General features: G+C 67.3%; 23 protein-coding genes and 3 tRNA genes. 4 read left to right on the forward strand and 22 right to left on the reverse strand.

Features of this window, described 5'->3' with window-relative positions:
- Positions 1-33 precede the first annotated feature (33 nt).
- Positions 34-1,065, forward strand: a complete 1,032-nt coding sequence (locus tag G1H11_RS03985; RefSeq protein WP_163817021.1) for an adenosine deaminase — start codon at positions 34-36, stop codon at positions 1,063-1,065.
- Here the strand turns inward: G1H11_RS03985 and G1H11_RS03990 are convergent.
- The 15 genes from G1H11_RS03990 to G1H11_RS04055 all read right to left on the reverse strand — a co-directional run bounded on the left by G1H11_RS03990 (position 1,040) and on the right by G1H11_RS04055 (position 10,031).
- On the reverse strand, positions 1,040-1,849 hold the full coding sequence (locus tag G1H11_RS03990) for a PIG-L family deacetylase (protein ID WP_163816303.1): 810 nt from the start codon (positions 1,847-1,849) through the stop codon (positions 1,040-1,042). The genes G1H11_RS03985 and G1H11_RS03990 overlap by 26 nt on opposite strands.
- A 287-nt stretch (positions 1,850-2,136) precedes the next feature.
- Positions 2,137-3,204 carry a UDP-N-acetylmuramate dehydrogenase gene (locus G1H11_RS03995; protein ID WP_163817023.1) on the reverse strand — a complete coding sequence of 356 codons (1,068 nt, stop codon included), beginning with the start codon at positions 3,202-3,204 and terminating at the stop codon, positions 2,137-2,139.
- A 14-nt stretch (positions 3,205-3,218) separates the two neighbouring features.
- The gene (locus G1H11_RS26310) at positions 3,219-3,644 is read right to left on the reverse strand and encodes a MaoC family dehydratase (protein ID WP_163816306.1); all 426 of its coding nucleotides are present in this window, start codon (positions 3,642-3,644) and stop codon (positions 3,219-3,221) included.
- Positions 3,637-4,083, reverse strand: a complete 447-nt coding sequence (locus G1H11_RS04005) for an FAS1-like dehydratase domain-containing protein (protein ID WP_163816308.1) — start codon at positions 4,081-4,083, stop codon at positions 3,637-3,639. Before G1H11_RS04005 ends, G1H11_RS26310 begins: the two co-directional genes overlap by 8 nt.
- 89 nt (positions 4,084-4,172) lie before the next feature.
- Entirely contained in the window at positions 4,173-4,343 is a 171-nt protein-coding gene (rpmG, locus tag G1H11_RS04010; RefSeq protein WP_163816310.1) for a 50S ribosomal protein L33, read from the reverse strand.
- A gap of 103 nt (positions 4,344-4,446) precedes the next feature.
- Positions 4,447-4,520 (reverse strand) — tRNA-Met (locus G1H11_RS04015).
- A gap of 33 nt (positions 4,521-4,553) precedes the next feature.
- A tRNA-Thr gene (locus tag G1H11_RS04020) sits at positions 4,554-4,626 on the reverse strand.
- A gap of 71 nt (positions 4,627-4,697) precedes the next feature.
- Positions 4,698-5,090: a hypothetical protein gene (locus G1H11_RS25120; protein ID WP_216843422.1), complete on the reverse strand. Its 393-nt coding sequence runs from the start codon at positions 5,088-5,090 to the stop codon at positions 4,698-4,700.
- Positions 5,091-5,176: 86 nt separating this feature from the next.
- Positions 5,177-5,902: an ANTAR domain-containing protein gene (locus tag G1H11_RS04030; protein WP_163816312.1), complete on the reverse strand. Its 726-nt coding sequence runs from the start codon at positions 5,900-5,902 to the stop codon at positions 5,177-5,179.
- A 113-nt stretch (positions 5,903-6,015) separates the two neighbouring features.
- Positions 6,016-6,174 carry a hypothetical protein gene (locus tag G1H11_RS04035; protein ID WP_163815990.1) on the reverse strand — a complete coding sequence of 53 codons (159 nt, stop codon included), beginning with the start codon at positions 6,172-6,174 and terminating at the stop codon, positions 6,016-6,018.
- Between the two features lies 1 nt (position 6,175).
- Positions 6,176-6,301 (reverse strand): hypothetical protein, encoded by a 126-nt coding sequence (locus tag G1H11_RS26315; protein ID WP_281352235.1) that lies wholly within the window; start codon positions 6,299-6,301, stop codon positions 6,176-6,178.
- A gap of 177 nt (positions 6,302-6,478) precedes the next feature.
- On the reverse strand, positions 6,479-7,747 hold the full coding sequence (locus G1H11_RS04040) for an MFS transporter (RefSeq protein WP_163816314.1): 1,269 nt from the start codon (positions 7,745-7,747) through the stop codon (positions 6,479-6,481).
- Positions 7,748-7,882: 135 nt separating this feature from the next.
- The gene (locus tag G1H11_RS04045; RefSeq protein WP_216843423.1) at positions 7,883-8,149 is read right to left on the reverse strand and encodes a sulfurtransferase TusA family protein; all 267 of its coding nucleotides are present in this window, start codon (positions 8,147-8,149) and stop codon (positions 7,883-7,885) included.
- A 47-nt stretch (positions 8,150-8,196) separates the two neighbouring features.
- Positions 8,197-9,366 carry a cysteine desulfurase family protein gene (locus G1H11_RS04050; protein WP_216843424.1) on the reverse strand — a complete coding sequence of 390 codons (1,170 nt, stop codon included), beginning with the start codon at positions 9,364-9,366 and terminating at the stop codon, positions 8,197-8,199.
- A complete protein-coding gene (locus tag G1H11_RS04055; RefSeq protein WP_163816318.1) occupies positions 9,363-10,031 on the reverse strand; it encodes an ArsR/SmtB family transcription factor in 669 nt (222 codons plus the stop codon). The genes G1H11_RS04050 and G1H11_RS04055 overlap by 4 nt, the downstream gene beginning before the upstream one ends.
- A gap of 71 nt (positions 10,032-10,102) precedes the next feature.
- Here G1H11_RS04055 and G1H11_RS04060 point away from each other — a divergent pair, with 71 nt between their 5' ends.
- Both G1H11_RS04060 and G1H11_RS04065 read left to right on the forward strand, forming a co-directional pair.
- Positions 10,103-10,465 (forward strand): DsrE/DsrF/TusD sulfur relay family protein, encoded by a 363-nt coding sequence (locus G1H11_RS04060; RefSeq protein ID WP_163816320.1) that lies wholly within the window; start codon positions 10,103-10,105, stop codon positions 10,463-10,465.
- A gap of 44 nt (positions 10,466-10,509) precedes the next feature.
- On the forward strand, positions 10,510-11,679 hold the full coding sequence (locus tag G1H11_RS04065) for an NAD(P)/FAD-dependent oxidoreductase (RefSeq protein ID WP_163816322.1): 1,170 nt from the start codon (positions 10,510-10,512) through the stop codon (positions 11,677-11,679).
- Here the strand turns inward: G1H11_RS04065 and G1H11_RS27555 are convergent.
- The 3 genes from G1H11_RS27555 to G1H11_RS04080 all read right to left on the reverse strand — a co-directional run bounded on the left by G1H11_RS27555 (position 11,657) and on the right by G1H11_RS04080 (position 13,560).
- Complete coding sequence (locus tag G1H11_RS27555; RefSeq protein WP_163816324.1) at positions 11,657-12,190, reverse strand: endonuclease/exonuclease/phosphatase family protein; 534 nt, start codon at positions 12,188-12,190, stop codon at positions 11,657-11,659. The two genes, G1H11_RS04065 and G1H11_RS27555, sit on opposite strands and share 23 nt — an antisense overlap.
- Positions 12,191-12,303: 113 nt before the next feature.
- Entirely contained in the window at positions 12,304-13,107 is an 804-nt protein-coding gene (locus tag G1H11_RS04075; protein WP_163816326.1) for an MBL fold metallo-hydrolase, read from the reverse strand.
- A 371-nt stretch (positions 13,108-13,478) separates the two neighbouring features.
- Positions 13,479-13,560: transfer RNA gene (locus tag G1H11_RS04080), tRNA-Tyr, on the reverse strand.
- 186 nt (positions 13,561-13,746) lie between these two features.
- Between G1H11_RS04080 and G1H11_RS04085 the strand changes: the two genes are divergently transcribed.
- Positions 13,747-14,241 (forward strand): YajQ family cyclic di-GMP-binding protein, encoded by a 495-nt coding sequence (locus tag G1H11_RS04085; RefSeq protein ID WP_163816327.1) that lies wholly within the window; start codon positions 13,747-13,749, stop codon positions 14,239-14,241.
- Positions 14,242-14,289: 48 nt separating this feature from the next.
- Here the strand turns inward: G1H11_RS04085 and G1H11_RS04090 are convergent, their stop codons facing one another.
- The 4 genes from G1H11_RS04090 to G1H11_RS04105 all read right to left on the reverse strand — a co-directional run bounded on the left by G1H11_RS04090 (position 14,290) and on the right by G1H11_RS04105 (position 21,173).
- A complete protein-coding gene (locus G1H11_RS04090; RefSeq protein ID WP_163816330.1) occupies positions 14,290-16,464 on the reverse strand; it encodes an ABC transporter ATP-binding protein in 2,175 nt (724 codons plus the stop codon).
- A gap of 18 nt (positions 16,465-16,482) precedes the next feature.
- Positions 16,483-17,655: an ABC transporter permease gene (locus G1H11_RS04095; protein ID WP_163816332.1), complete on the reverse strand. Its 1,173-nt coding sequence runs from the start codon at positions 17,653-17,655 to the stop codon at positions 16,483-16,485.
- Positions 17,656-17,669: 14 nt separating this feature from the next.
- Positions 17,670-18,665 (reverse strand): ABC transporter permease subunit, encoded by a 996-nt coding sequence (locus tag G1H11_RS04100; RefSeq protein ID WP_163816334.1) that lies wholly within the window; start codon positions 18,663-18,665, stop codon positions 17,670-17,672.
- A gap of 81 nt (positions 18,666-18,746) precedes the next feature.
- A complete protein-coding gene (locus G1H11_RS04105) occupies positions 18,747-21,173 on the reverse strand; it encodes a golvesin C-terminal-like domain-containing protein (protein WP_163816336.1) in 2,427 nt (808 codons plus the stop codon).
- Positions 21,174-21,232: the final 59 nt, after the last annotated feature.

Consider the following 21,232-nt stretch of genomic DNA (forward strand, 5'->3'; position numbering starts at 1 on the left):
GTGGCGGACGGACCGGGCGGAGTTGACGGCTACGTGGCTCCCCGTGACCTACGCGGGCTCCCCAAGGCGCACCTGCACCTGCACTTCACCGGCTCGATGCGGCACTCGAGCCTGGTCGAGCTCGCTGATCTTCACGGCGTCCGGCTGCCTGACGCGCTGCGTGAGCAATGGCCCCCGCAGTTGTCGGCGGCGGACGAGAAAGGGTGGTTCCGGTTCCAGCGGCTCTATGACATCGCTCGCTCCGTGTTGCGCACCGAAGACGATGTCCGGCGACTAGTCCGTGAGGCCGCCGAGGACGACGCGGCCGAGGGATCAGCGTGGCTGGAGATCCAGGTCGATCCCTCCGGTTACGCAGCCCTGTTCGGCGGCATCACCGCGTTCACCGATCTCGTGCTCGACGCCGCCCGTTCCGCCTCGGAGTCGACCGGGATCGGCATAGCGGTGGTCATCGCGGCCAATCGCACCCGGCATCCCCTGGATGCTCGAACGCTCGCCCGGCTGGCCGTCCAGTACGCGGGGCGCGGAGTGGTGGGCTTCGGCCTCTCCAACGACGAGCGCCGGGGCGTCACGGAGGATTTCGCCGCCGCGTTCCGGATCGCCGATCGCGCGGGCCTGATCGCGGCGCCGCACGGTGGTGAGCTGCGCGGCCCGGACAACATCCGCACCTGCCTCGACGCGCTTGGTGCCGACAGACTCGGTCACGGCGTCCGAGTCGCAGAGGATGCCGCGTTACTTGCCCGGGTGGTCGAACAGCAGGTGACACTGGAGGTCTGCCCGGCCTCGAACGTCTCCCTGGGGGTGTACCCGGAACTGCGCGCCGTGCCGTTGCGCCGCCTCGTGGACGCCGGCGCCAGGCTGGCGCTGGGAGCGGACGACCCTCTCTTGTTCGGCTCCCGGCTCCTGGACCAGTATCAAGCCGCGCGAGATGCGCACGGCTTTAGCGACGCGGAGCTCGCCGCCTTGGCCCGCGCGTCGATCGAAGGCTCGGCAGCGCCGCCGAATGTCCGAAAGCAGGTGCTGGAGGACATCGACGCGTGGCTCAACTCACCGGGGCCGGTGCACTGAACAGCTCAGCAGCTCCGCGGTCACCCAGCTCGTCGAGAATGCCCGCCGGCCCGGATCGCACGTACCACTCGAACCCGTACGCCTCGTCGAACGCCGCATGTGCGACGTCGTCCGCGGCGATCTGGCTGGCGTGGGCGCGGATGGCCGCCCGCTTCGTATCGAGTTCGCGGGCCGTGGCGGCGACCATGAGCTCGACGTCGGCGGCGGGTATCCCGAATGGGAGTGCCGTGGCCCGTGCCGCGGCGTGCACCAAGTGCGGGCGGGTCTCGTGCAGATGGTCGCGATCCACGGTCGTCTGGTAGGAGGTCACCCCCGCCATCCGAGCCGCCAGGGCGCCGATACGGTGACTGGCCAGGTGGTCGGGGTGTCCGTAGATGCCCGACGCGTCGTCGTGAACGAGCGCCTCGGCACTCTCCTCCTCGGCCACGGCCGCCACCCGGCGTGCCACGCGCTCCGCGTCCGCCGCGGCAAGAGCATCGGGATGGACGTTATCGGCAGCGCCGGGCAGGCCGGAGTCACGGCGGCCGAGGAGAACGAGCCTGGTGACGCCGAGCAGGCCCGCCGCGCGCTCGAGCTCCGCGGTACGCCGCTGGACGAGTGACTCGCCCGGCCGCAGCGGCACGAGGGTCTCGCCGAGGTCGCCGAGCGTCGCTGTGACGAGAACCACGCGGGCGCCCTCGTCGGCGAGCCGGCGCATGGTCACACCGGTGAAAATGGCCTCGTCGTCGGGGTGCGCATGCAGCACGACGACGCTCCGCCCGCGCAACGACTGTGGCCGGCTCATGCCGTTCCCGCGGAGGGACGATGGATACGGAATCATCACGTGCCTGCTGTCGTCAGAGTCGAGCCCGGCTGCCCGGGCTGACATGGTCAGGGGTTGGTCGCGTAAACGTCAGCGACAACAACAGCAAGACACGGCAGAACGCACCGCCAGAACGGCGTTGAGGCTCTGCGTCTCGGTCACGAGGAGAGATTGTGCCACAGCGCGGGCCCGCGCGCACCCCCCAATCGCGAAGCCTGTCCGTCCTGGGCGCGTCACTCAGCCGAACACGTCCGTGATGCCAGGTGAGGTCATAGAGCGCAGCCGACCAGGACCGGCTCGTTGACCAGACGGACCCCGAAGGCTGCCAGGACGCCGTCTCGAACCTCACGGGCCAGGCCGAGCACATCTGCGGCCCGGGCGTCGCCGCGGTTGGTCACCGCCAGTGTGTGCTTGGTGGACAGCGATACCCCGGCGCGGTCGCCCCGAAAGCCGCGCCCGAACCCGGCGTGCTCGATCAACCAGGCCGCGCTGGTCTTCACCCGGCCGTCGGCCTGCGGCCAGCGCGGCGCGTCGACCGGCAATCTGGCGGCCGCATCCGGTTCGAGCACGGGATTGGTGAAGAAGGACCCGGCGCTCCACGTGTCGTGGTCTTCGTGGTCGAGCACCATGCCCTTGCCCCGGCGAAGCTTGAGCACAGCGTCCCGGACGTCGCCGAGCGGTGCACGCTCCCCCAGGCCGACGCCGAGCGTGCGGGCGAGCTCAGCGTAGGCGACCGGCGCCCCGAGCGATCCCTGCCTGAGCTGGTAGCTGACCGAGAGGATCACGTACCGTTCGGATCCCTTGAACCGGCTCTGCCGATACTCGAAGCCGCACTCGGCGTTGGCGAAGGTCCGTACCCGCTCGTCGACCCGGTCGTAGGTGCGCACGTTCCAGATGGTCTGCGCGACCTCCTGACCGTAGGCACCCACGTTCTGCATGGGGGTGGCGCCGACCGCACCCGGTATGCCAGACAGCGCCTCGATGCCCACCCATTGCTCGGCGACGGCCCGCTGGACGAGCTCATCCCAAGGCTCACCAGCGGCGACGGTAACGTTGATCCCGCCACAGGCGGCGAGGTCGTCCGCCTCGCAGGAGGCGGAGTCGTCGACCTCGACTCCGCGGGTCATGACGCGGACGACCGTGCCGCCGAACCCGTCGTCGGCCACCACCAGGTTGGATCCACCGCCGAGCACCAGCACCGGCTCACTCCGGCGGTCGCACTGACGCACCGCGTCGATCAGTTCTGCCTCGGTGTCCACCTCGATCATCCGCGCGGCCGGTCCGCCGACCCGGAGGGTCGTCAGCTCGGCAAGGCGGATGCCGTGCTTGTCCCGCATCACGGATACCGCAGTCAAGAGGCGTTCTTGGGCGGGCGCGCGAGCGCGCGGGCCTGGGTCAGAACCTTCTGCTCGTCCACGCGGACCGCGAGCTCGACGCCCACCAGGCCGTCGTCGCGAACCTCGGTGACGGTCGCCGTCACGTGCACGGCCACGCCGTCGGCGTCATCCGGAACGACGACGGGGCGGGAGAACCGGACGCTGTACTCGACGACAGCGGCCGGGTCGCCCACCCAGTCGGTGAGCAGCCGTCCGGCCAGCGCCATGGTCAGCATGCCATGGGCCAGCACGCCGGGCAGGCCGACCGCCTTCGCGACCCGGTCGTTCCAGTGGATTGGGTTGAAATCGCCCGAGGCGCCCGCGTAACGCACCAGGTTCTCGCGGGTGATGCGGTACTGCTCGTCAGCGACGACCTGTCCGACGGCCAGCGGCTCAGACATCGTCCTTCTCCTCCGGCCGGATCAGCAGAGTCGCCTGCGACGTGCACACGTGCTCGTCAGCGGCACGGACGTCGCTGCGGATGGTGAGGAGGTCGTTGCCTGCCACCTGGCGCAGCGCGTCCAGTGTGGTGGTCGTCTCGAGTCCGTCGCCGACGAGGAGCGGACGCGAGTAGGTGAAACGTTGGTCGACGTGGACCACCCGGGCAAATTCGATGCCGAGATCGGCCATCAAGGTGTCGAATCCACGCATCACGGGAATCATCACGAACGTCGGCGGCGCGACGACGTCGTCATGACCGTACTCACCCGCCATGCCGGTGTCGACGTACACGGGATTGGGGTCACCGATCGCCTCCGCGAACTCCCGGACCTTCTCCCGGCTCACCTCATAGGGCTGTGGTGGATAGACGCGCCCGACGGCGGAAGGATCAATGGCCATAACTCGACGTTACCGGCGGCCCACTCCGGCCACCGACGTGGGCCCCGGCATAACCGGGCATCCACGCCGGATTCGGCCGGACAGCATGATCAGCGGGTTTCGCGGTGCGCCGTGTGTGTCCGGCAGCGCGGGCAGAACTTCTTCAGCTCCAGCCGGTCAGGATCGTTGCGCCGGTTCTTCTTCGTGATGTAGTTGCGCTCCTTGCACTCCGTGCAGGCCATGGTGATCTTGGGACGGACATCAGCGCTCTTGGCGGCCACGGGTGCCTCTCTTAGATCTGGGGTTTACGAACCTAGTAAGGGTAGCCGACCACGGCGTGAGTCCCTAATCGAAGCCTGGGACATTCACCGCGGCCGGAGCCGGTAGCGGGGGCGGGACTCGAACCCGCGACACCACGATTATGAGCCGTGTGCTCTAACCACCTGAGCTACCCCGCCAGGGGTTCCCGCTCCGTCGACGGGCGGGTATAGAGCCCCAATACGGAATCGAACCGTAGACCTTCTCCTTACCATGGAGACGCTCTGCCGACTGAGCTATTGGGGCGCTCGCGCCAGTCGAGGGTACACGGCGAAGGGCCTTGAGGGGAAATCGATAGGGCCAACCCCATCGGGACCTCACCGTTGCTCGGCCACCGACCTCGCCACCGGGTAAGCGCGACCACGTCGGCGCTGCTTGGGCAGAGGGTCGGTCAGCGACAAGCCCGTGACTGATGCGGGCAGATCACCGTCGGCTGCCCCGGCCGCGATCATGTCCGGACAACCCGGGTCCGCCGGTCCGGTCATGCTCGCAACGACGACCCTGGCCGCCCGCATGCAACGCGCCGAGCAGTAGACCACGCCGTCCGCGTCCAGTCCGTGCCCGATGACGGCGCATGCACATTTCGCGCATCGTGGCGCACACAGCTGGATCGCGCATTCGAAGCTGTCGAATCGGTGGACGCCGCCCCCGGGCATGGTGATGCTGAACCCCAAGTCGCTGTCGTTGCCGCATACGTCGCACATGCCCATGGCGTCCTCCCAGCCTCCAGAATCTGGCAAACCGGCCGGGCTCTGCACGGCACGATTGCCGCATTGGATACCCTCACCGCCCGAAATCACGCGAACGGCCGGTGATCGACATCGTGACGCCGGCCACTATGACTCGTACCGCCCCCCGGTACCCGATCACAGGTGACGACGAGCCGTTCGGCGACCTCGATGAGGTCGGCGCCGCCCTCTTGCGCGTAGCACTGCAGGAGTTCGAGCGCGTTGCGTGCACTGAGGCCGTGGCGTTCCATCAGCAGGCGCTGAGCTTCGGCGACGACCGGACTATCGTCCACGACCTCGTGACAGCCGGTCCGTGTGATCAGCTGCTCGAGGATGGCCGCCCCCCAGTCGGCGAGGGGCGCGACCGCTTGGACGCTGTCCGGGCCCAGCGTGGCCTTCTCGGCGTAGACGCTCAGGGTGCCGAGCACTCTCCCAGGGGTGTGCAAGCACGCGGCGGTCACTGCGTGGACACCTCGACGATTGGCCAGCCGGGACCACTCCGGCCAGCGCTGATCATCCCCGATGCCCGTGGCGAACAGCGCGCGCTTCTCCCTCACGGCATACACGCCCGGGCCATGACCGAGCCGGTGCTGCTCAAGGTCGATCCAGCCGATACCCACGGAGGAAGCCGCAGCCATATCCCAGCGACCGGCACACCTGAGAAGGAGCACGCCGGCATCCGCCCCGGTGGCGTTCATGGCTCCGTCGACCAGGCGCGTTGCTGCGCTGCTCAATGCGGCACGGTCCGGCACACCGGCGACAGCGCCGACCACATCAGCTTGAGGACTCGTCACATCCGGACCTCACCCTTCTCGAGAGGGGCAGAATGCGCCGGGTACCCGTTACACCTGCCGTCATTGGTGCATCGAGAGATCCCCTGTCCGCGATAGTTCATGCGTGTTCGTTGTCAACCTGTGTCCGTTTTCTTCCGCTCCCGCTCCACGGCGTCGGCGACCGGCAGATTCACACGGCGGGTCAGGAGTTGCCGGTCAAGCGTCGCGCGATTGAGCTCCCGCGGGTTCAACGCGTTGACGAGGCTCCGGCGGCCGGACCCGCGAAAGCCCATGTCAGCGCACCTTGCAGAAGGAGTCGCGAATGTCGCCGACCAGGATTTCCGGCTTCTCCATCGAGAGGAAATGACCGCCGCGCTCGGCGTCCAGCCCCCAGGTGTCCGCCGAGATGCTGATGGCCATAGCCGACGCCTGCCGACGCCGGGAACGGCTGGTCTGGATGATCGCCTCTCGATGTCGACGTCACCGTCACAAGCGGACCTCGGGAGCTCATCGACGTCCTGGGCGCGCAGGCACGGTGATGCCAGCGCTCGGTCCACGGCATGTGACGGTGCGTCGGCGCCGCGCTGCGAGGTGTCGTCACCACGGCGCAAGGTCGTCGATGTCTCGCGTGTGGCGGAGCACCAGGTACACCGGCAGCGCGGAGAGGACGATCAAGCCCTGTGACACGAAGAGCGTGACGCGCAGCCCGGCGAGCTCCCCGAGCATTCCTCCGACGAGGGCACCCAACGGGAACACGCCCATGATCAAGAAGCGCATGGTGGCGTTGACCCGCCCAAGGATGTGGCCCGGACAGAGGCGCTGGCGCAGGCTGAGGCTGGTGATCGCGTACACGATCTGGCCGAGCTCACCCGCTGCACCGCCCACGACTATCAGCAACACCCACCAGCCGGGCTGGGCCAGCGGCCCGAGCACAGCGACCGGACCGGTGACGGCCAGCGACAGCCAGATGATCCGCGCCGATCCGAACCGGCGGCTCAACCGCGGTGTCGCGGCGGCACCGATGACGACCGCAATCGAACCCACAGCGACCACGAGGCCGATCGCCGATGGCGGCAGCTCCAGGGTGCGGGACAGGAAGATGATGGTGACGGCGGAAGCCACCGCGAAAGCGAAGTTGGCTAGTGCGCTGGCCAGCGCGAGGGCACCCAGCACCCGATTGCGTAGGACGAAGGTGAGGCCTTCCCGCACCTGCGCCGACAGTCGTGGCCGCTCGGCGGACCGGGGCGGCGCGGGCTCCGGGGTGCGGATCGCCAGCAGCGAGAGTGCGGAGACCGCGAAGGTCGCAGCTTGGATGGCGACGACGTTCGCAGCGCCGACCAGTCCGACGAGCCAGCCCCCCAGCCCGGGACCGGCGAACTGGCCGCTCGCGCGGGCTGTCTCCATGGCCGAGTTTCCGGCCAGCACCCGGCCCGGGCCCAATAGCGTCGGCAGGTAACTCTGATAGCCGACGTCGAAGAACACCCGGGCCACCCCGGCCAGCAGTGAGACGACGATCAGATGGGTGATGCTCAGCCGTCCCTGCCACGCGGCCAGCGGGATGCTGGTCAGGAGGATCGTGCGCGCCAGGTCACTGATGACCAGCACCCGGCGGCGGCGCAGGCGGTCCAGCCATACGCCTGCCGGGAGACCGATCAGCGCGAAGGCAATGGTGGACGAGGCGTTCACCACCCCGAGCTGCCATGGCGAGGCGTGCAGTGTGAGCACAGCCAGGAGCGGAATCGCCACGCCACTGATCTGGGCGCCGAACTGGCTGGCGGTCTGGCCGAATAGGAGAAAGCGGAAATCACGGCGCGCGAACGGCGATTCACCGGACACATGAGCCTCCAGAAGCTCCGAGGTGGGCATTGACCCCACCCCGGAATCTAAAAGGCGTTGATCCGGGGGGACTACATTACCCGGGCCTACGGAGCCGTCAAACCTGCAGGTCAAGACCGTCAAGACTGGCGAAGCCGGAAGACCGTAAGGCGGCTAGATGACGAGCTACCGAGTGCGCTGGTCCGCATCGGGATCCGACGGACCCGGACACCACGGACTCGCGTCACACGCCCGGCGTGCGCTCACGTCGCTCTTGATCGCGTAAGTGGTCCGGCGAGCCGTCGTCGACACCGGCCCGAGGTAGTGGTGGCCGGTGAAGTGGCACCAGGCGGCGAGGTCGAGCGGTGCGGCGGGGTCGGTGGCTGTCAGGTAGACGGTCGAGCCGGGCGGGATCCGCTCGATCAGCCGGCGAAGTTCGATAAGCAGGTGCACGCAGCGAAGCTCACCGCCGTCGAGATGATGTGTGTCCAGCGTAGCTCCTATTCGACCAGCCGACGATGCGCCGCGGCGATCAGGTCGGCGGCACGGTCGGCGTCGTTGCTGGTCGACCAACGTCCCAGGGAGAACCGTAGTGCGGACATGCTCCGTTCGTCGTCACACCCCATCGCGGTCAAGACTGGTGATGCCTGCGCACGTCCGGTGTGACAGGCCGACCCGGTCGATGCGGCCACGCCGGGAGCGACCGCCAGAAGGTCCTCGCCTCGGACACCGGCGATGCTGACATTGAGCACGTGCGGCAGCCGCTGGTCAACGTGACCGTTGAGTCGAACAGATCTGGGCAGGCGCTGTTCAAGGTTCTCGTGCAGACGATCCCGCAGTGCGCGTAGCCGCGCCCCGCTGTTGTCGGCGAGTTCGGCGGCAGCCAGCTCCGCGGCCAGGCCGAGAGCGACGACGGCGGCGACGTTCTCGGTGCCGCTACGCATGTCGTTCTCCTGCCCGCCTCCGTAGACGAGCGGCTCCAAGCTCAGCCCAGGCCGGACGTAGAGTGCCCCGACACCCTTGGGGGCATACATCTTGTGCCCCACCACAGTCAGCAGATCCACCTCCAGCTCCGCTACGTCGACCGGCATCTTCCCGACAGTCTGAGCGGCGTCGGTGTGAAAGAGTGCGCCGTGCTCGTGGGCCATACGCGCTAGCTCGGCAACGGGCTGGATCACCCCCGTCTCGTTGTTCGCGTGCATGATCGAGACGAGGTTCGTCTCGGGCGTGAGCGCAGCGGCCAAGGTTCGCGGATCAACGAGTCCGTCCTTGTCGACCCGCAAATAGGTGACCTCTGCATGGTGCAGGCGCTCGGCTGCGCGACACGCGGCGATGACCGACGGATGCTCGCTCACCTGCGTGATCACGTGCGGGCGCTCTGTGCCGGCACCGATGATCGCGCCACGAATAGCCAGGTTGTTGGCCTCCGATCCGCTGCCGGTGAAGACGATTCCCCCAGCGGGTGCACCGATGAGCCGCGCGACCTCAGCGTGCGCTTGTGCCAATGCCAGCCGCGGCTCTTCGCCATACGCATGTGCGCTGGACGGGTTTCCGAAGTGCGCGTCAAGAAACGGCCCCATCGCGCCGGCCACCCGCGGGTCCACCGGCGTGGTGGCGTTGTAGTCAAGATAGATCGGCCCGTTGGCCAGGCCGGGATGAGCAGCGCTCACGGCGGGCTCCCCGCTTCGACGGGAAGTTCGGCTAGCCGCCATTCGAGCATCCCGTCGGCCAGCTGGCGAGCGGCCCTTCCGCGCTCGGACAACAGCCGCACAGCATCCGGCGCGAGGACACAGTTCACCCCACGGCAGTAGGCGACGATCTCCGTATCCGCGGGCAGCTCGGTGAGGCGGTCGGCGAGTTGATCCAGCGGGATGCTGACCGCTCCCGGGATGTGCCCCGCTGCGTACTCCTCGGCCGGGCGCACATCGAGTACGACGACGTCGCCGCGTCGGACGCGATCCAGCAGATCGTCCCGAGTCACATGCTCCACCTCCGGCCCGAGGAACTCGGTGACAGCGACGGCTACATCCGCCAGGTGGGTGGTCGCGACGTCGCGCAGGTTCGCGTACAGCCTCGCCACGTCTGGGCTGGCCAGTCGGTAGTAGATGCGGGTGCCCTCCCTCCGGGTGGCGACCAGCCCACCCTGTTTCAACGTCTGCAGGTGGGCCGACGCCGTGCTCACGCCCAGTCGAGCAGACTTAGCCAGGGCCTCCACGGTCCGCTCGGCCTGGGCCAGCAGATCCAGCAGCTCTAGGCGCTTACCGCTCGCAAGCGCCTTACCGACCCGGGCGATCTCCTCGAACATCAACTGCTTGTCCGTCACATGCTCACCCATGCATCCTCCAATATTCCTTGGAATAGTGTAGCTTGTTCTTCACCAGCTTTGCCTTGGGATGGAGTATCGCGATGAAGTACCTGTTCGTCTTGCACGATCCGCCTTACGGGACCGAACGCGCCTACAACGGTCTGCGGTGGGCCAGGCAGATGGTGGCCACCGATGCGGACGTATCGCCCAACGAGGTCAAGGTCTTCCTGTTCGCCGACGCCGCAGTGTCCGCGATAGCCGGCCAGAAGACCCCGGATGGCTACTACAACGTCGCTTCCATGCTCCGTGGGCTAGCCGGCAAGGGAGCGACCATCGGAGTCTGCGGAACCTGCGCGGACGCACGGGGCATCGACGACAGCATGATGCTGCCTACCGCACACCGCTCGTCGATGGCCGAACTGGCTGAGTGGACCACGTGGGCGGACCAGGTCATCAACATCTGATCACCCGAACCGGGCCATGGCCACCCAATGAAAGGGATCCGTTCATGTCGAACACAGCGGTCGTCCTCGGCGCCGGATTCGGCGGCCTGAGCACGGCCTCACGCCTACGCGAAACACTTCCGGACGGCGACAGGGTCGTCTTGGTGGACCGCACGTTCGAAAACGTCCAAGGGCTGTCGCTCCTCTGGTTGCTCCGCGGCTGGCGAAGCCTCGACGAGGTCCTGGTGACCCCCGCCTCGGGGAGACTACCGGGCGTCGAGCTCGTCACCGGGACCGTCGAAGACATCGATCTGGTCAATCAGCGGATCGGGACCACGTCCGGGACTCTGCCCTACGACGCGCTCGTCGTCGCTCTCGGCAGCGAGCTGAACACCGCCGCCGTCCCCGGGCTCGATGAGGCGCTGGCCGGCGGCGTGGCTGCCCACTACTACACCCCCGAAGCGGCGCTCGACGCACACCAGAAGCTGAGCCAGGTCCGCGCCGGCACGGTGCTGTTCCTGGTGACGAGCATTCCCTACAGATGCCCGGCCGCGCCGTACGAGGGAGCCATGCTGGCGGCCGACCTCCTGACGGAGACCGGCGCGCGCCCGAACGTGTCCATCGAGGTGCACACACCTGAGCCGCAACCCATGCCCGTGGCCGGGCCGGTGGTCGGGCAGGCCGTAACCGCCATGCTCGACGAGGCCGGGATCGGCGTCCGCACCGGTCGGCAGGTCGAGCGTGTCGACGCCGCGGCCAGGCAGGTGGTGTTCACCGATGGCCGCACCACGTCGTTCGATCTCCTCGTCGTCGTCCCACCGCACCAGCCACCCGGCCCCGTGGCGGCCGCCGGGTTCTCCGACGCCGGCTGGATCCCCGTCGACGCCGAGACGCTCGCCACTGCGGTGGCCGGCGTCTGGGCGCTCGGAGACGTCGCCTCGATCACCCTGGCCAGCGGCAAACCGCTCCCTAAGGCCGCCGTCTTCGCCCGAGGACAAGGTCCCGTCGTCGCCGCAGGTGTAGCGAACCACCTCGGCTACGGCGTACTCGACTCACGTTTCACCGGTGACGGGCACTGCTACCTGGAGGCCGGTGGCCACCGGGCGGCCCTCGGCAGCGGCAATTTCTATCACCCTGACGGTCCGCGGATCACCCTGTCCCCGCCGTCCGCGGAACTCCATCACGCCAAGGAGGACGAGGAAGCCCAATGGATCAACCAGTGGAGCGACGCCTGACACAAAGCCGCCATGAATAGGGCGGCCGCGGCCGTGCAGTCACCCCCATATCTCCAGGTCCGCGACGACGGCGAAGTGGTCGGAGGGATGTAAGCCGTCGACGATGTCGCGGACGACGTGTGCCCGCTGGACGCGGACCTGTCCTCCATTCCGAGGCGGCCGGAAGAACACGTAATCGATGCGGCGGTCGAGTTGTTTCACCGCTCCACGTGGCGCGAAGGGGACATCGAAGCTGAGGGTAATGCCAGCGGCTGAGCACCGCGACACCGAGATCGATGTCGCGGTAGTCCGGCGACTCCGGTTCAGCGGGGAGCGCCGGCAAGGACGGTCCGGCGAAGGCCGAGTACATCCCCAGGGATGCGGCTAGCGCTTCGGCCTGAGCCGACTCTCTGCTGGCCCATGATTCCTGAAGCCCGAGAATGTCCGGCTGCTGTGTCGCGATCGTCGATGCAATTCCCGCCTGGCGATCCCGCCACCGGTCGCCGAAACGCCACCAGACGTTCCATGTCATCAATCGCACAGTGCCAGGGCTCGTCACGTCTCAACACCTCCAGCATGGGGAGTACCCGTGCGGGCATGGTTGGTGCACGCACGCACGCGCCGCTCGGCGCATGCGGAAGATCGTCACGTCTGCCAGCGTCGTGCGAGTCCCGGGAGTACACGCCCGAAACGCAGTTCGGGGAAGTGTGCCCCGGCACCGATCGTCTGTCCGTCTTCAAGCTCTCGCCAGAGACGTTCTCGCGTGCGGTCGGCCAGGGCCGGGTCGACGTCCCCCATGGAGTGCCAGGACGGCTCGTCGAGCTGGATGGGACAGGTGATCGCATCCCCCAGAAGGAGCACGCGCTCGTGCCCGGACGAGACAACGACACAGAGGTGCCCGGGGGTATGCCCTGGCGTGAGCAGCGCGGTGACCCCTGGCGCGATTGTGGTGTCCTGGTCGATCAGCTGGACCCGCGATGCCTGCGCGGGAGCGCTGAATCCTTCCCGGATGTGCGCGGCCATGTGCCCGGCGCCCGCGACGAAGTGCCGCCAATCGGCGGTGCCGAGCCAGATGCTCGCCCTGGAGAAGATCGGCTGGGAGCCGAGGTCGAAGAGCCAGCCGACATGGTCGCTGTGGAGGTGGGTGCAGACGACGTCTGTGACGTCGGCGGGGGCCAGACCAAGGGCACGTAGACCGGTGAGGAGCTGGCCACCGACCAGGTACATGCCGTGCGGCAGTTCCTGCAACTCGGGACCGAGGCCGGCATCGATCAGGACGATCCGGTCCCGGGTTCGGACCAGGAAGGAGCCGATCGGCAACCAGGCGGCCCCATGGCGGTCGAAGAACTCCGGGCGCGTCGCCGATGGCAGGTGCTCGCCGAAGTACGCAGGACGAGCGACGAAGGTCCCGTCGGAAATCGGCAGCAGATCCAGTCCGCCGATCCGCATAGGTCACCCTCCTCCCGCCCTTCCGTATCACAGCTGAGCCTGGTGCAACCTGGATCAGATGACAATGACGGGTGCAAAGACACAGTTGGGTCACCTGATCCTTCCGCGTCCACGTTGTGAGATCAGATCAGATGGCACAACCCTGCATCTACCGCGGCGTTCGGCGTCTGATCATCACTACTGGGGACGACCGGACGACACATCGACGATCAGGTGACCAAGGCGGGGTGGCGGGCGAGTTCCTTGGCTAAGTCGCTGCGACGCCTGAGGCGGCACCGCCAGAAGTCGACGTCCGGCCGGGCTGTTGTCACAGGAGCAAAACGCGAGCAGGGCATCCGTCGCGTTGACGAATGCCCTGCTCAACGACCCTGTGGCAGGTGTAGGATTCGAACCTACGAAGGCTGTGCCGGCTGATTTACAGTCAGCTCCCTTTGGCCGCTCGGGCAACCTGCCGGGCTTTCCGGAGCAGTGCCCCGGACCGATGAGAGAATACCCCATAGAAGCAGGCACTCAGCAACTTGGATCCATGGCGTGGCGACGCTCACACGCGTTGCCGGGCACTGGAGGGGCACCAGCAGCCGCCGGATATGTGCCCGGACATGGATCACACGATCATCACAAGGGACGAAGGAGCAACAGGTGGCTAGCGAGTCGTCGTTCGACGTGGTCAGCAAGGTCGATCGCCAGGAGGTGGACAACGCGCTCAACCAGGCGGTCAAGGAGATCTCCCAGCGCTTCGACTTCCGCGGCACCGACGCGGCCATCACATGGTCAGGTGAGTACGGCATCGAGATGGAGGCGTCGGCGGAAGACCGGGTGAACGCGGTCCTCGACGTGTTCAAGGACAAACTGGTGAAGCGGAAGGTGTCCCTCAAGGCCCTGGACGTCGGAGAGCCGAGGCCGTCCGGGAAGCTGTTCAAGATTTCCGCGACCCTTCAGGACGGGTTGAACCAGGAGCAGGCCAAGAAGATCACCAAAGCGATCCGTGACCACGGCCCCAAGGGTGTCAAAGCTCAGGTGCAGGGTGACGAGGTCCGGGTGTCGTCCAAGAAGAAGGACGATCTCCAAGAAGTGATGACCCTGCTTCGCGAGCAGGACTTCGACTTCGCCGTCCAGTTCACCAACCGGCGCTGAAGCCCGGCCGGCGAACGCGGATCCTGGCGGATCACCGTCTGCGGGTGCTCAGGAGACACCTCGCAGGGTGAGGCTCTCCGCGTAGTGGCATGCCGTGTGCCGGTTCGGGCCGGTGCTCCGGAGCTGAGGGACCTCGTCGTCGCAGTGGTTATCGCGCCGGTGCGGACAGCGCGTGTGAAACGGGCAGCCCGGCGGAGGATTCGCCGGATCCAGCACGTCGTCGGGCACGTCAGGTAGGTTCCGGCTGCCGCGCAGCCGTGGATCCGGCACCGGCACGGCACGCATCAGCGTCTCCGCGTAAGGATGGTGCGGCTGCCGGTAGAGGTCGGCCGTGGCCGCCGACTCCACCACCTTGCCCAGATACATCACCGTCACCCGGTCGCTGATGTGCTCCACCACCGACAGGTCGTGCGAGACGAAGAGGTAGGTGAGGTCGAACTCGGCTTGGAGATCGACCAGGAGATTGAGGATCTGTGCCCGTACGGACACGTCGAGCGCGGACACCGCCTCGTCCGCGATGACCAGGCGGGGTTCGGTGATCAGAGCCCGGGCGATGTTGATGCGCTGGCGCTCACCGCCGGAGAAGGCGTGCGGATACCGTCGGATGTACTCGGGCCGCAGGCCCACCCGGCTCAGCATCTCCGCCACCCGGTCCTCCCGCTCCGAACCCTCCGCGATCCGGTTCGCCCGCAACGGCTCACCGATGATCTGGCCCAGCGTCATCCGGGGATTCAGCGAGGAGTGCGGGTCCTGGAAGATGACCCGGATCTGCCGCCGGTAGCGCTGCAGGTCCCGGGATCGCAGACCGGCGAGGTCGACGCTCTCGCCGTCGGTGCCCCGGTAGTGGATCTGGCCGGCGGTCGGCGTGAGGATGCGGGCGATGCAGCGGCCGAGCGTGGTCTTTCCGCACCCGGACTCACCCACCAGACCGAGAGTCTCGCCCGCGTTGATCTTCAGGTCGACGGCGTCCACGGCACGGACGTAACCCCGGGTTCGCTGAAGTAGCCCCGACTTCACGGGGAAGTGCATGGTCAGGCCCTGGACGTCGAGGATCGGCGCATCGGCGCGCGGCGATGGGCGCTTCGCTTGCGGCTCCTCCACGGTGGCCACACTCATCACCGGCGGCTTCGGGCTGGTGTCACGCAGTTCACCCGACTGGTCGTACAGGTGACACAGCGCTCGATGCCCTTCCCCGCCGAACTGGATCAGTGGCGGCTCGGTGGATTCACACGTCCCGGGGATCGCGGAGTCGCAGCGCGTGTGGAACGGGCAGCCGGAGGGCCGGTTCTGCGGATGCGGGACCATGCCGCGGATGGCCGTCAGGCGACCCCGGCCGGCCCCGCTGGACGAGCGCATCGTGGGGATCGAACGCAACAACGACTGTGTGTACGGGTGTTTCGGGTTGGAGAAGATCTCGTCGACGGAGCCGTGCTCGGCCACCTTGCCGAGATACATCACGGTCACGTCGTCGGCGATCTCGGCCACCACACCAAGATCGTGGGTGATGAAGACGATCGCCATCCCGTTCTGATCCTGTAGGTTCTTCAGCAGTTCGATGATCCGGGCCTGCGTCGTCACGTCGAGCGCCGTGGTGGGCTCGTCGGCGATGAGCAACGCCGGATCGCACGACAGCGCGATGGCGATCACCACTCGCTGGCACATCCCGCCGGACATCTGGAACGAGTAACTGTCGAAGATCCGCTCCGGCCGCGGCAGTCCCACCCAGCGGAGCAGGTCGATCCCCTTCTCCCGCGCCTGCTCCCTGGTGAGCCCCTGGTGCAGGCGCAGTGTCTCCGCCAGCTGGTCACCCACGGTGTACATCGGCGAGAGCGACGCCATCGGCTCCTGGAACACCATGCCGATCTCGCCGCCGCGGATCCGGCGGATCTCCTCGCCTGCCGGATCGAGTCGCGCGAGATCCGTCGCCGGCCCGGTGCCCGGCCGCCACCGGACCTCCCCACCGACGATTCGGCCGGGGCGGTCGACGAGCTGCAGCACCGAACGTGCGGTAATGGACTTCCCACACCCCGACTCACCCACCACACATATGGTCTTGCCCCGCGGCACAGTCAAGTCCATGCCGTCGACCGCCTTGACCACGCCCTCATTGGTGAAGAAGTGCGTGCGCAGGCCGTCTATCCGCAGGAGAGGCTCGTCGTCCTGCCGCCGCGTGGACCCGCCCGCAGGCATGACACTCGGCGCCTGAGTGGGAATGGCGTGCATCGATGCTCCCTCCATGTCCTAGTGCTTGTACGGGTCGGCCGCGTCGCGCAGGCCGTCGCCGAAGAAGTTGAGCGAGAGGACCGCCACGATGACGGCCAGGCCGGGCAGCATCATCCACGGCGCCGTCTCGATCACCCGGATGCTCTGCGCCTCCTCCAGCAGCACACCCCAGCTCACGGTGGGCGACTGGAGACCGAGGCCGATGAAGGACAGGGCCGTCTCGGCGAGGATCATCGCCGGTATCGCCAGCGACATGTTCGCGACGATGTGGCTGGTGAACGACGGCAGCACGTGACGGAAGATGATCCGCGGCCGGCTCACGCCGTCGACGGTCGCGGCCATCACGAACTCCTCGCCGCGTACCGCGAAGAACTTCCCGCGGACCTCACGCCCCAGCGCGGCCCAGCTGATCAGGGAGAGGATCACCGTCAGTGCGAAGTATCGCTGCAACGGACCCCAATGCTGGGGTATCGCCGCCATGAGCCCCATCCACAATGGGATGGTGGGTATGGAGACCACGAATTCGATCACCCGCTGGATCACGTTGTCGATCCAGCCGCCGAAATACCCGGACATGCCGCCCAGGGTGATCCCGAGCAGGAAGCTCAGCACCACGCCGACCAGACCGATCGACATCGACACCGCCGTGCCGTGAATGATCCGGGAGAGCATGTCATGCCCCAGCGCGTCGGCGCCGAGCAGATACATGGGCGGCCCGGCGGCGTCTTTCGGGCCGATCAGGTGCCGGTCCCAGGTGAACAAGCCGAGGAGGCGATACTCGTCACCTTTCACGAACAGGCCGACGGGCACCTTCTGGCTCTCGTCGATCTCCCAGCTCAGCCCAAGCGTCTCCGGGTCCTGCTCGGAGGTGTAGCCATGCACGTACAGTCCCCACTCGCCGTCGTCGACGACATGCAAGCGTTGCGGGGGCGCGTACGCGTACTCGGAATCGAAGTAGGAGTTCGAGTATGGAGCGAGAAACCCGGCCAGGACCGCCACGAGGTAGATCACCACGGTGACGACGCCGCCGGCCAGCGCGAGCCGGTGCCGCTTGAAGCTCCACCACACGAGCTTCCATTGCGGCGCGACGGCTATCTCCCGCTCCGGCACGGGTTCAGCCGGGCTTCCGGCTTCGATCGTCCCCTCGGGCCGGTCGTCCACCGGACCGGGCTCGCCTGCGATCCACGTCATGGTGTCAGCGCTCCTTACTGTCCGTACCGCAGCCGCACGCGGGGATCCAGCCATCCGAGCAACAAATCGGAGATCAGCGTGCCGATGACCACCAGGACGGCACTGATGAGAATCAGGGAGCCGGCGAGGTACATGTCCTGCGCCATCAGCGCACGCAGCAACAGCGGACCCGTCGTGTCCAGGTTGAGAACACGGGAGACGATGGCGTCGGCTCCGATCAACGACGCCAAGATCCATCCGATCGTCGAGAAGAACGGGTTGAGCGCCACGCGGAGTGGATACTTCACGGTCAGCCGCCGCTCCGGCAGCCCGCGAGCCCGCGCCGCCACGACGTACGGCTTGCGTAGCTCGTCGAGAAGGTTGTTCCGCAGGATCCTGATCAAACCCGCCGTGCCTGCGGTGCCCCAGACCACCACCGGCACCCAGAGATGTCCGAGGACATCGAGAAGCTTGCCGAGGTTCCAGGCGGCTCCCGCGTACTCGGGCGACACGATCCCACCGGGGCTCTGGCCGAAGTAACGCAACCCGACCCACATCAACACCAGAGCGATCATGAAGTTCGGCACGGCAAGCCCGATGAACCCGATCATGGTGAAGGCGTAATCGCCGATCGAGCGCTGGCGCAGCGCGGAGTAGACCCCGATGGGGAACGCCACGAGCCAGATGAACAGGATCGTGCAGATCGACAACGCCACCGTCAGTGCTAGCCGGTCACCCAGCAGGCCCGACACCGGCCGGTTCCACTCGAATGAATGTCCGAAGTCCAGGTGGAAGACGATGTTGCTGATCCATGCGTAGTACTGGACGAAGAACGACTCGCCGAGGCCGTAGCGCTCGCGCAGCGCAGCTAGCTGCGCCGAGTCGACCTCGCCTCCCTCGACCTCCAGCTGGGCGACGACCGTTGTGAGGTAGTCGCCCGGAGGAAGCTGAATGATGGCGAACGAGAGAACAGAGATCACGAACAACGTCGGAATCATCACCAGGACGCGACGCGCGATGTATCCCAGCACTCGTGCACTCTCCCTTCTCTGCGGCGCATTGGGGCGCGTCTCCAGCCGCGCCGGTTCTGGGCTGAGCCCAGGCGGAGCGCATCACGGCCCATCGCGGCCATCTACCGGCCGGAATCGGATCGCGTCTGCGCGGTGGTAGCCGGACCCGACGGTGAGCGTCACATCACCGTCCGTACCGGCTTCGAACGCCCAGCGCCCCAGGACTGTCCAGGTCCCCATGCCTTCCACCGGGTCAATGGTCACCTCGGCGGGCGCACCCGAGCCGTTGATCGTGTACCGGGCCGACCTGGTGGTCGTGGGATGGTCGGGCCACCAGATGGCGACCTCGTAGTCGCCGTCTGCTGGCAGCTCCGGCGTCCAGGTCGCCGTCGATCCGCTGACATTGCTGTACCGGGTGGGAGAACCGTCGTGCCCGGACAGGTTGCTCGACGTCCAGGAGCCGGACTCGTGGTACAGGGGCATGCAGTCCGACCCGAGCGTCTGGGTCGTCACGACGACGTCCTGGGTACCTTCTGTCCGGTGCCGGCCGCGGGCTGGCGCATGCGGCGGCGGACCGGTACGCCGAGCCTCGTAGGGAACGAGCTCGACCGCAGAGGACAGATCGCCGCCGCTGCTGTGCTCGACCGTCAGGCGCAGGTATCGTGCGGTCACGCCGGCGAGGTCCACATCCTTGGGAAACCGGGTCCGGTCCCACTCCACGACGGCGACATCGGTGAAGGACGAGCCGTCGTGGCTGGCCTGGAGCGTCGCCCGCAGGATCGTGCCGATCGAGCTGTCGAACCGGGGCTGATAACGCAGCGCGGAGAGGTTACGGACCCGCTGCATGTCGATGGTGATCTCGTGCGGCAGGTCGGTCACCGGATCGGTGTCGGAGTGCCAGTGCGTGCGCAGATCTCCGTCGACCGCACGCCCGGCGCCGCGGAACTCGTCCTCGGTCGACGCGACGGCGGTCAGATCATGAGCCGGAATCCGCGCACCGTCCGGCTCGCCGGGCCACTCGGCGTCAGCGTCGACCGGCACCTCGGCAAGCGGCTGCCGACCGGGGTCCTGACCCTCACCTGTCCCTCGGATCAGCACATCGGTCAGCACCGCGGCGTGGTCGGAATAGAACGGGAAGCGGTCGTCGAGGTCTGTCCCGCGATGCTCCGGCAGTCGCTCGGTCCGGATCGCGGAGCCCAGCACCCGGACGTCGTCACCCCGGGTGAGCACGTAGTCGATCCGGCCGGGCACGACGATCTGGCCTCGGGCCGGGTCCATGGTGGATCCCGGGTACCGCGCGGCGTCCGGGTACGTCCACCGATACGTGTCGGTGAATCCGGCCTCGGTGAACATGCGGGTCACCGGCCAGTCCAGAACCAGGCCGCCGTGTCCGGGTGCACCGGCGAAGCGTTCGGACCAATCCTGGTGGGACAGGGTGTTGAAGTCGCCTCCGATGATGACCGGCGCGCCGTCGTCCCCGGTGTACTCCCGCAACCGTTCTTCGAGAATGGTTCCGGCCTGGCCGAGCCGGGTGCGCTCGTCGGTGGCGAGGATCTCCTCGTCGGAGTTCGACCGGCATAGTCCGAGGAACTCCTCGGCGGCCGCGTTGTTGGTATACACGCGAGCGTTGTCGAGGTGGTGCAGCCACGTGGTGAATGCGTGCACGTGTCCGCCGGTGGGCAGACCGAGGCGGGCGCCGCCGAAATGGAACGACGTCACGCCGCCGCCGGACACGCGGTCGTAGATCTCCTCGACAGGAAGCCAGGTGTACAGCCACAGGTTGTCGCGATCCGGGTCTTGACCGGGCTCCCGGGTGACCTGGACACCGGTGAACTCGCGCCCGTCGGTGCGGTCCTGGTTCAGCGCCTGCTCCACCCGTTCGCCGGCGCCGTAGGTCTCCACCAGGAACAGGACGTCTGGGTCTTCGTGCCGGACGAACTCGAGCAGTTCGTCAAGGTTGCGCTCCCCCATGCCAGCGCCGTGCGCCGGGTCCAGGGTCCCACCGAGCCAGATGTTGAACGCCATCACCCGCAGCGCCGTGCCCACCTCGTTCGCGGGCGTCGCTCCAAGGGTGAGGTCGATCGCGAACTCCGCTGGTGAGCTGTCCGCGAGCAGCTCGAACTCCCGGCTGGTGGAGCGTCCGTCAGCGGAGTACCGCAGCCCGCGTTCGACGGCCTCGCCGTCCAGCGAGACCGTGATTGTCGCCTCGTGGCGCACGGCCTCACGCATCGGCCAGGAGGCGTCAACGTGGCAGGCGCCCGTGATGTCGTCCACCGGGACGGTCACCGGGACACGCTCGGTATCGGTGAACTCGGCGGCCGCGAGCCGCTGATCGTCACAGACCAGCTCGACGAGCACCGGGCCGTCCTCGGCAGCCAGGTCCGGTGGCGTCGTCAGCGTGAAGGTCACCATGCCGCTGGGGGCCTCGGATGGAGCCACGTTGCCATAGGCAGCGGAGCCCTTCGGGAGCACAGCGACGCTCGCCATGACAGCGGTCGCCACGAGAAGTGCTCCAAGCATGTAATGCATCTTGACGCCTTGACTATGCGTTGTGTGCATGCTGTGATCTCAACATGCACACAGTCCAC

Source organism: Phytoactinopolyspora alkaliphila (assembly GCF_010550695.1).
Lineage (GTDB): Bacteria > Actinomycetota > Actinomycetes > Jiangellales > Jiangellaceae > Phytoactinopolyspora > Phytoactinopolyspora alkaliphila.

Coding starts and splice junctions, on each gene's coding strand:
- G1H11_RS03990 (WP_163816303.1), bottom strand. CDS start 1,849: ATGAGCCGGCCACAGTCGTTGCGCGGGCGGAGCGTCGTCGTGCTGCAT.
- G1H11_RS03995 (WP_163817023.1), bottom strand. CDS start 3,204: ATGCGGGACAAGCACGGCATCCGCCTTGCCGAGCTGACGACCCTCCGG.
- G1H11_RS26310 (WP_163816306.1), bottom strand. CDS start 3,644: ATGTCTGAGCCGCTGGCCGTCGGACAGGTCGTCGCTGACGAGCAGTAC.
- G1H11_RS04005 (WP_163816308.1), bottom strand. CDS start 4,083: ATGGCCATTGATCCTTCCGCCGTCGGGCGCGTCTATCCACCACAGCCC.
- G1H11_RS25120 (WP_216843422.1), bottom strand. CDS start 5,090: ATGGGCATGTGCGACGTATGCGGCAACGACAGCGACTTGGGGTTCAGC.
- G1H11_RS04035 (WP_163815990.1), bottom strand. CDS start 6,174: ATGGGCTTTCGCGGGTCCGGCCGCCGGAGCCTCGTCAACGCGTTGAAC.
- G1H11_RS26315 (WP_281352235.1), bottom strand. CDS start 6,301: ATGGCCATCAGCATCTCGGCGGACACCTGGGGGCTGGACGCCGAGCGC.
- G1H11_RS04040 (WP_163816314.1), bottom strand. CDS start 7,747: ATGCCCACCTCGGAGCTTCTGGAGGCTCATGTGTCCGGTGAATCGCCG.
- G1H11_RS04055 (WP_163816318.1), bottom strand. CDS start 10,031: ATGGGTGAGCATGTGACGGACAAGCAGTTGATGTTCGAGGAGATCGCC.
- G1H11_RS04060 (WP_163816320.1), top strand. CDS start 10,103: ATGAAGTACCTGTTCGTCTTGCACGATCCGCCTTACGGGACCGAACGC.
- G1H11_RS04065 (WP_163816322.1), top strand. CDS start 10,510: ATGTCGAACACAGCGGTCGTCCTCGGCGCCGGATTCGGCGGCCTGAGC.
- G1H11_RS27555 (WP_163816324.1), bottom strand. CDS start 12,190: ATGACATGGAACGTCTGGTGGCGTTTCGGCGACCGGTGGCGGGATCGC.
- G1H11_RS04075 (WP_163816326.1), bottom strand. CDS start 13,107: ATGCGGATCGGCGGACTGGATCTGCTGCCGATTTCCGACGGGACCTTC.
- G1H11_RS04090 (WP_163816330.1), bottom strand. CDS start 16,464: ATGCACGCCATTCCCACTCAGGCGCCGAGTGTCATGCCTGCGGGCGGG.
- G1H11_RS04095 (WP_163816332.1), bottom strand. CDS start 17,655: ATGACGTGGATCGCAGGCGAGCCCGGTCCGGTGGACGACCGGCCCGAG.
- G1H11_RS04105 (WP_163816336.1), bottom strand. CDS start 21,173: ATGCATTACATGCTTGGAGCACTTCTCGTGGCGACCGCTGTCATGGCG.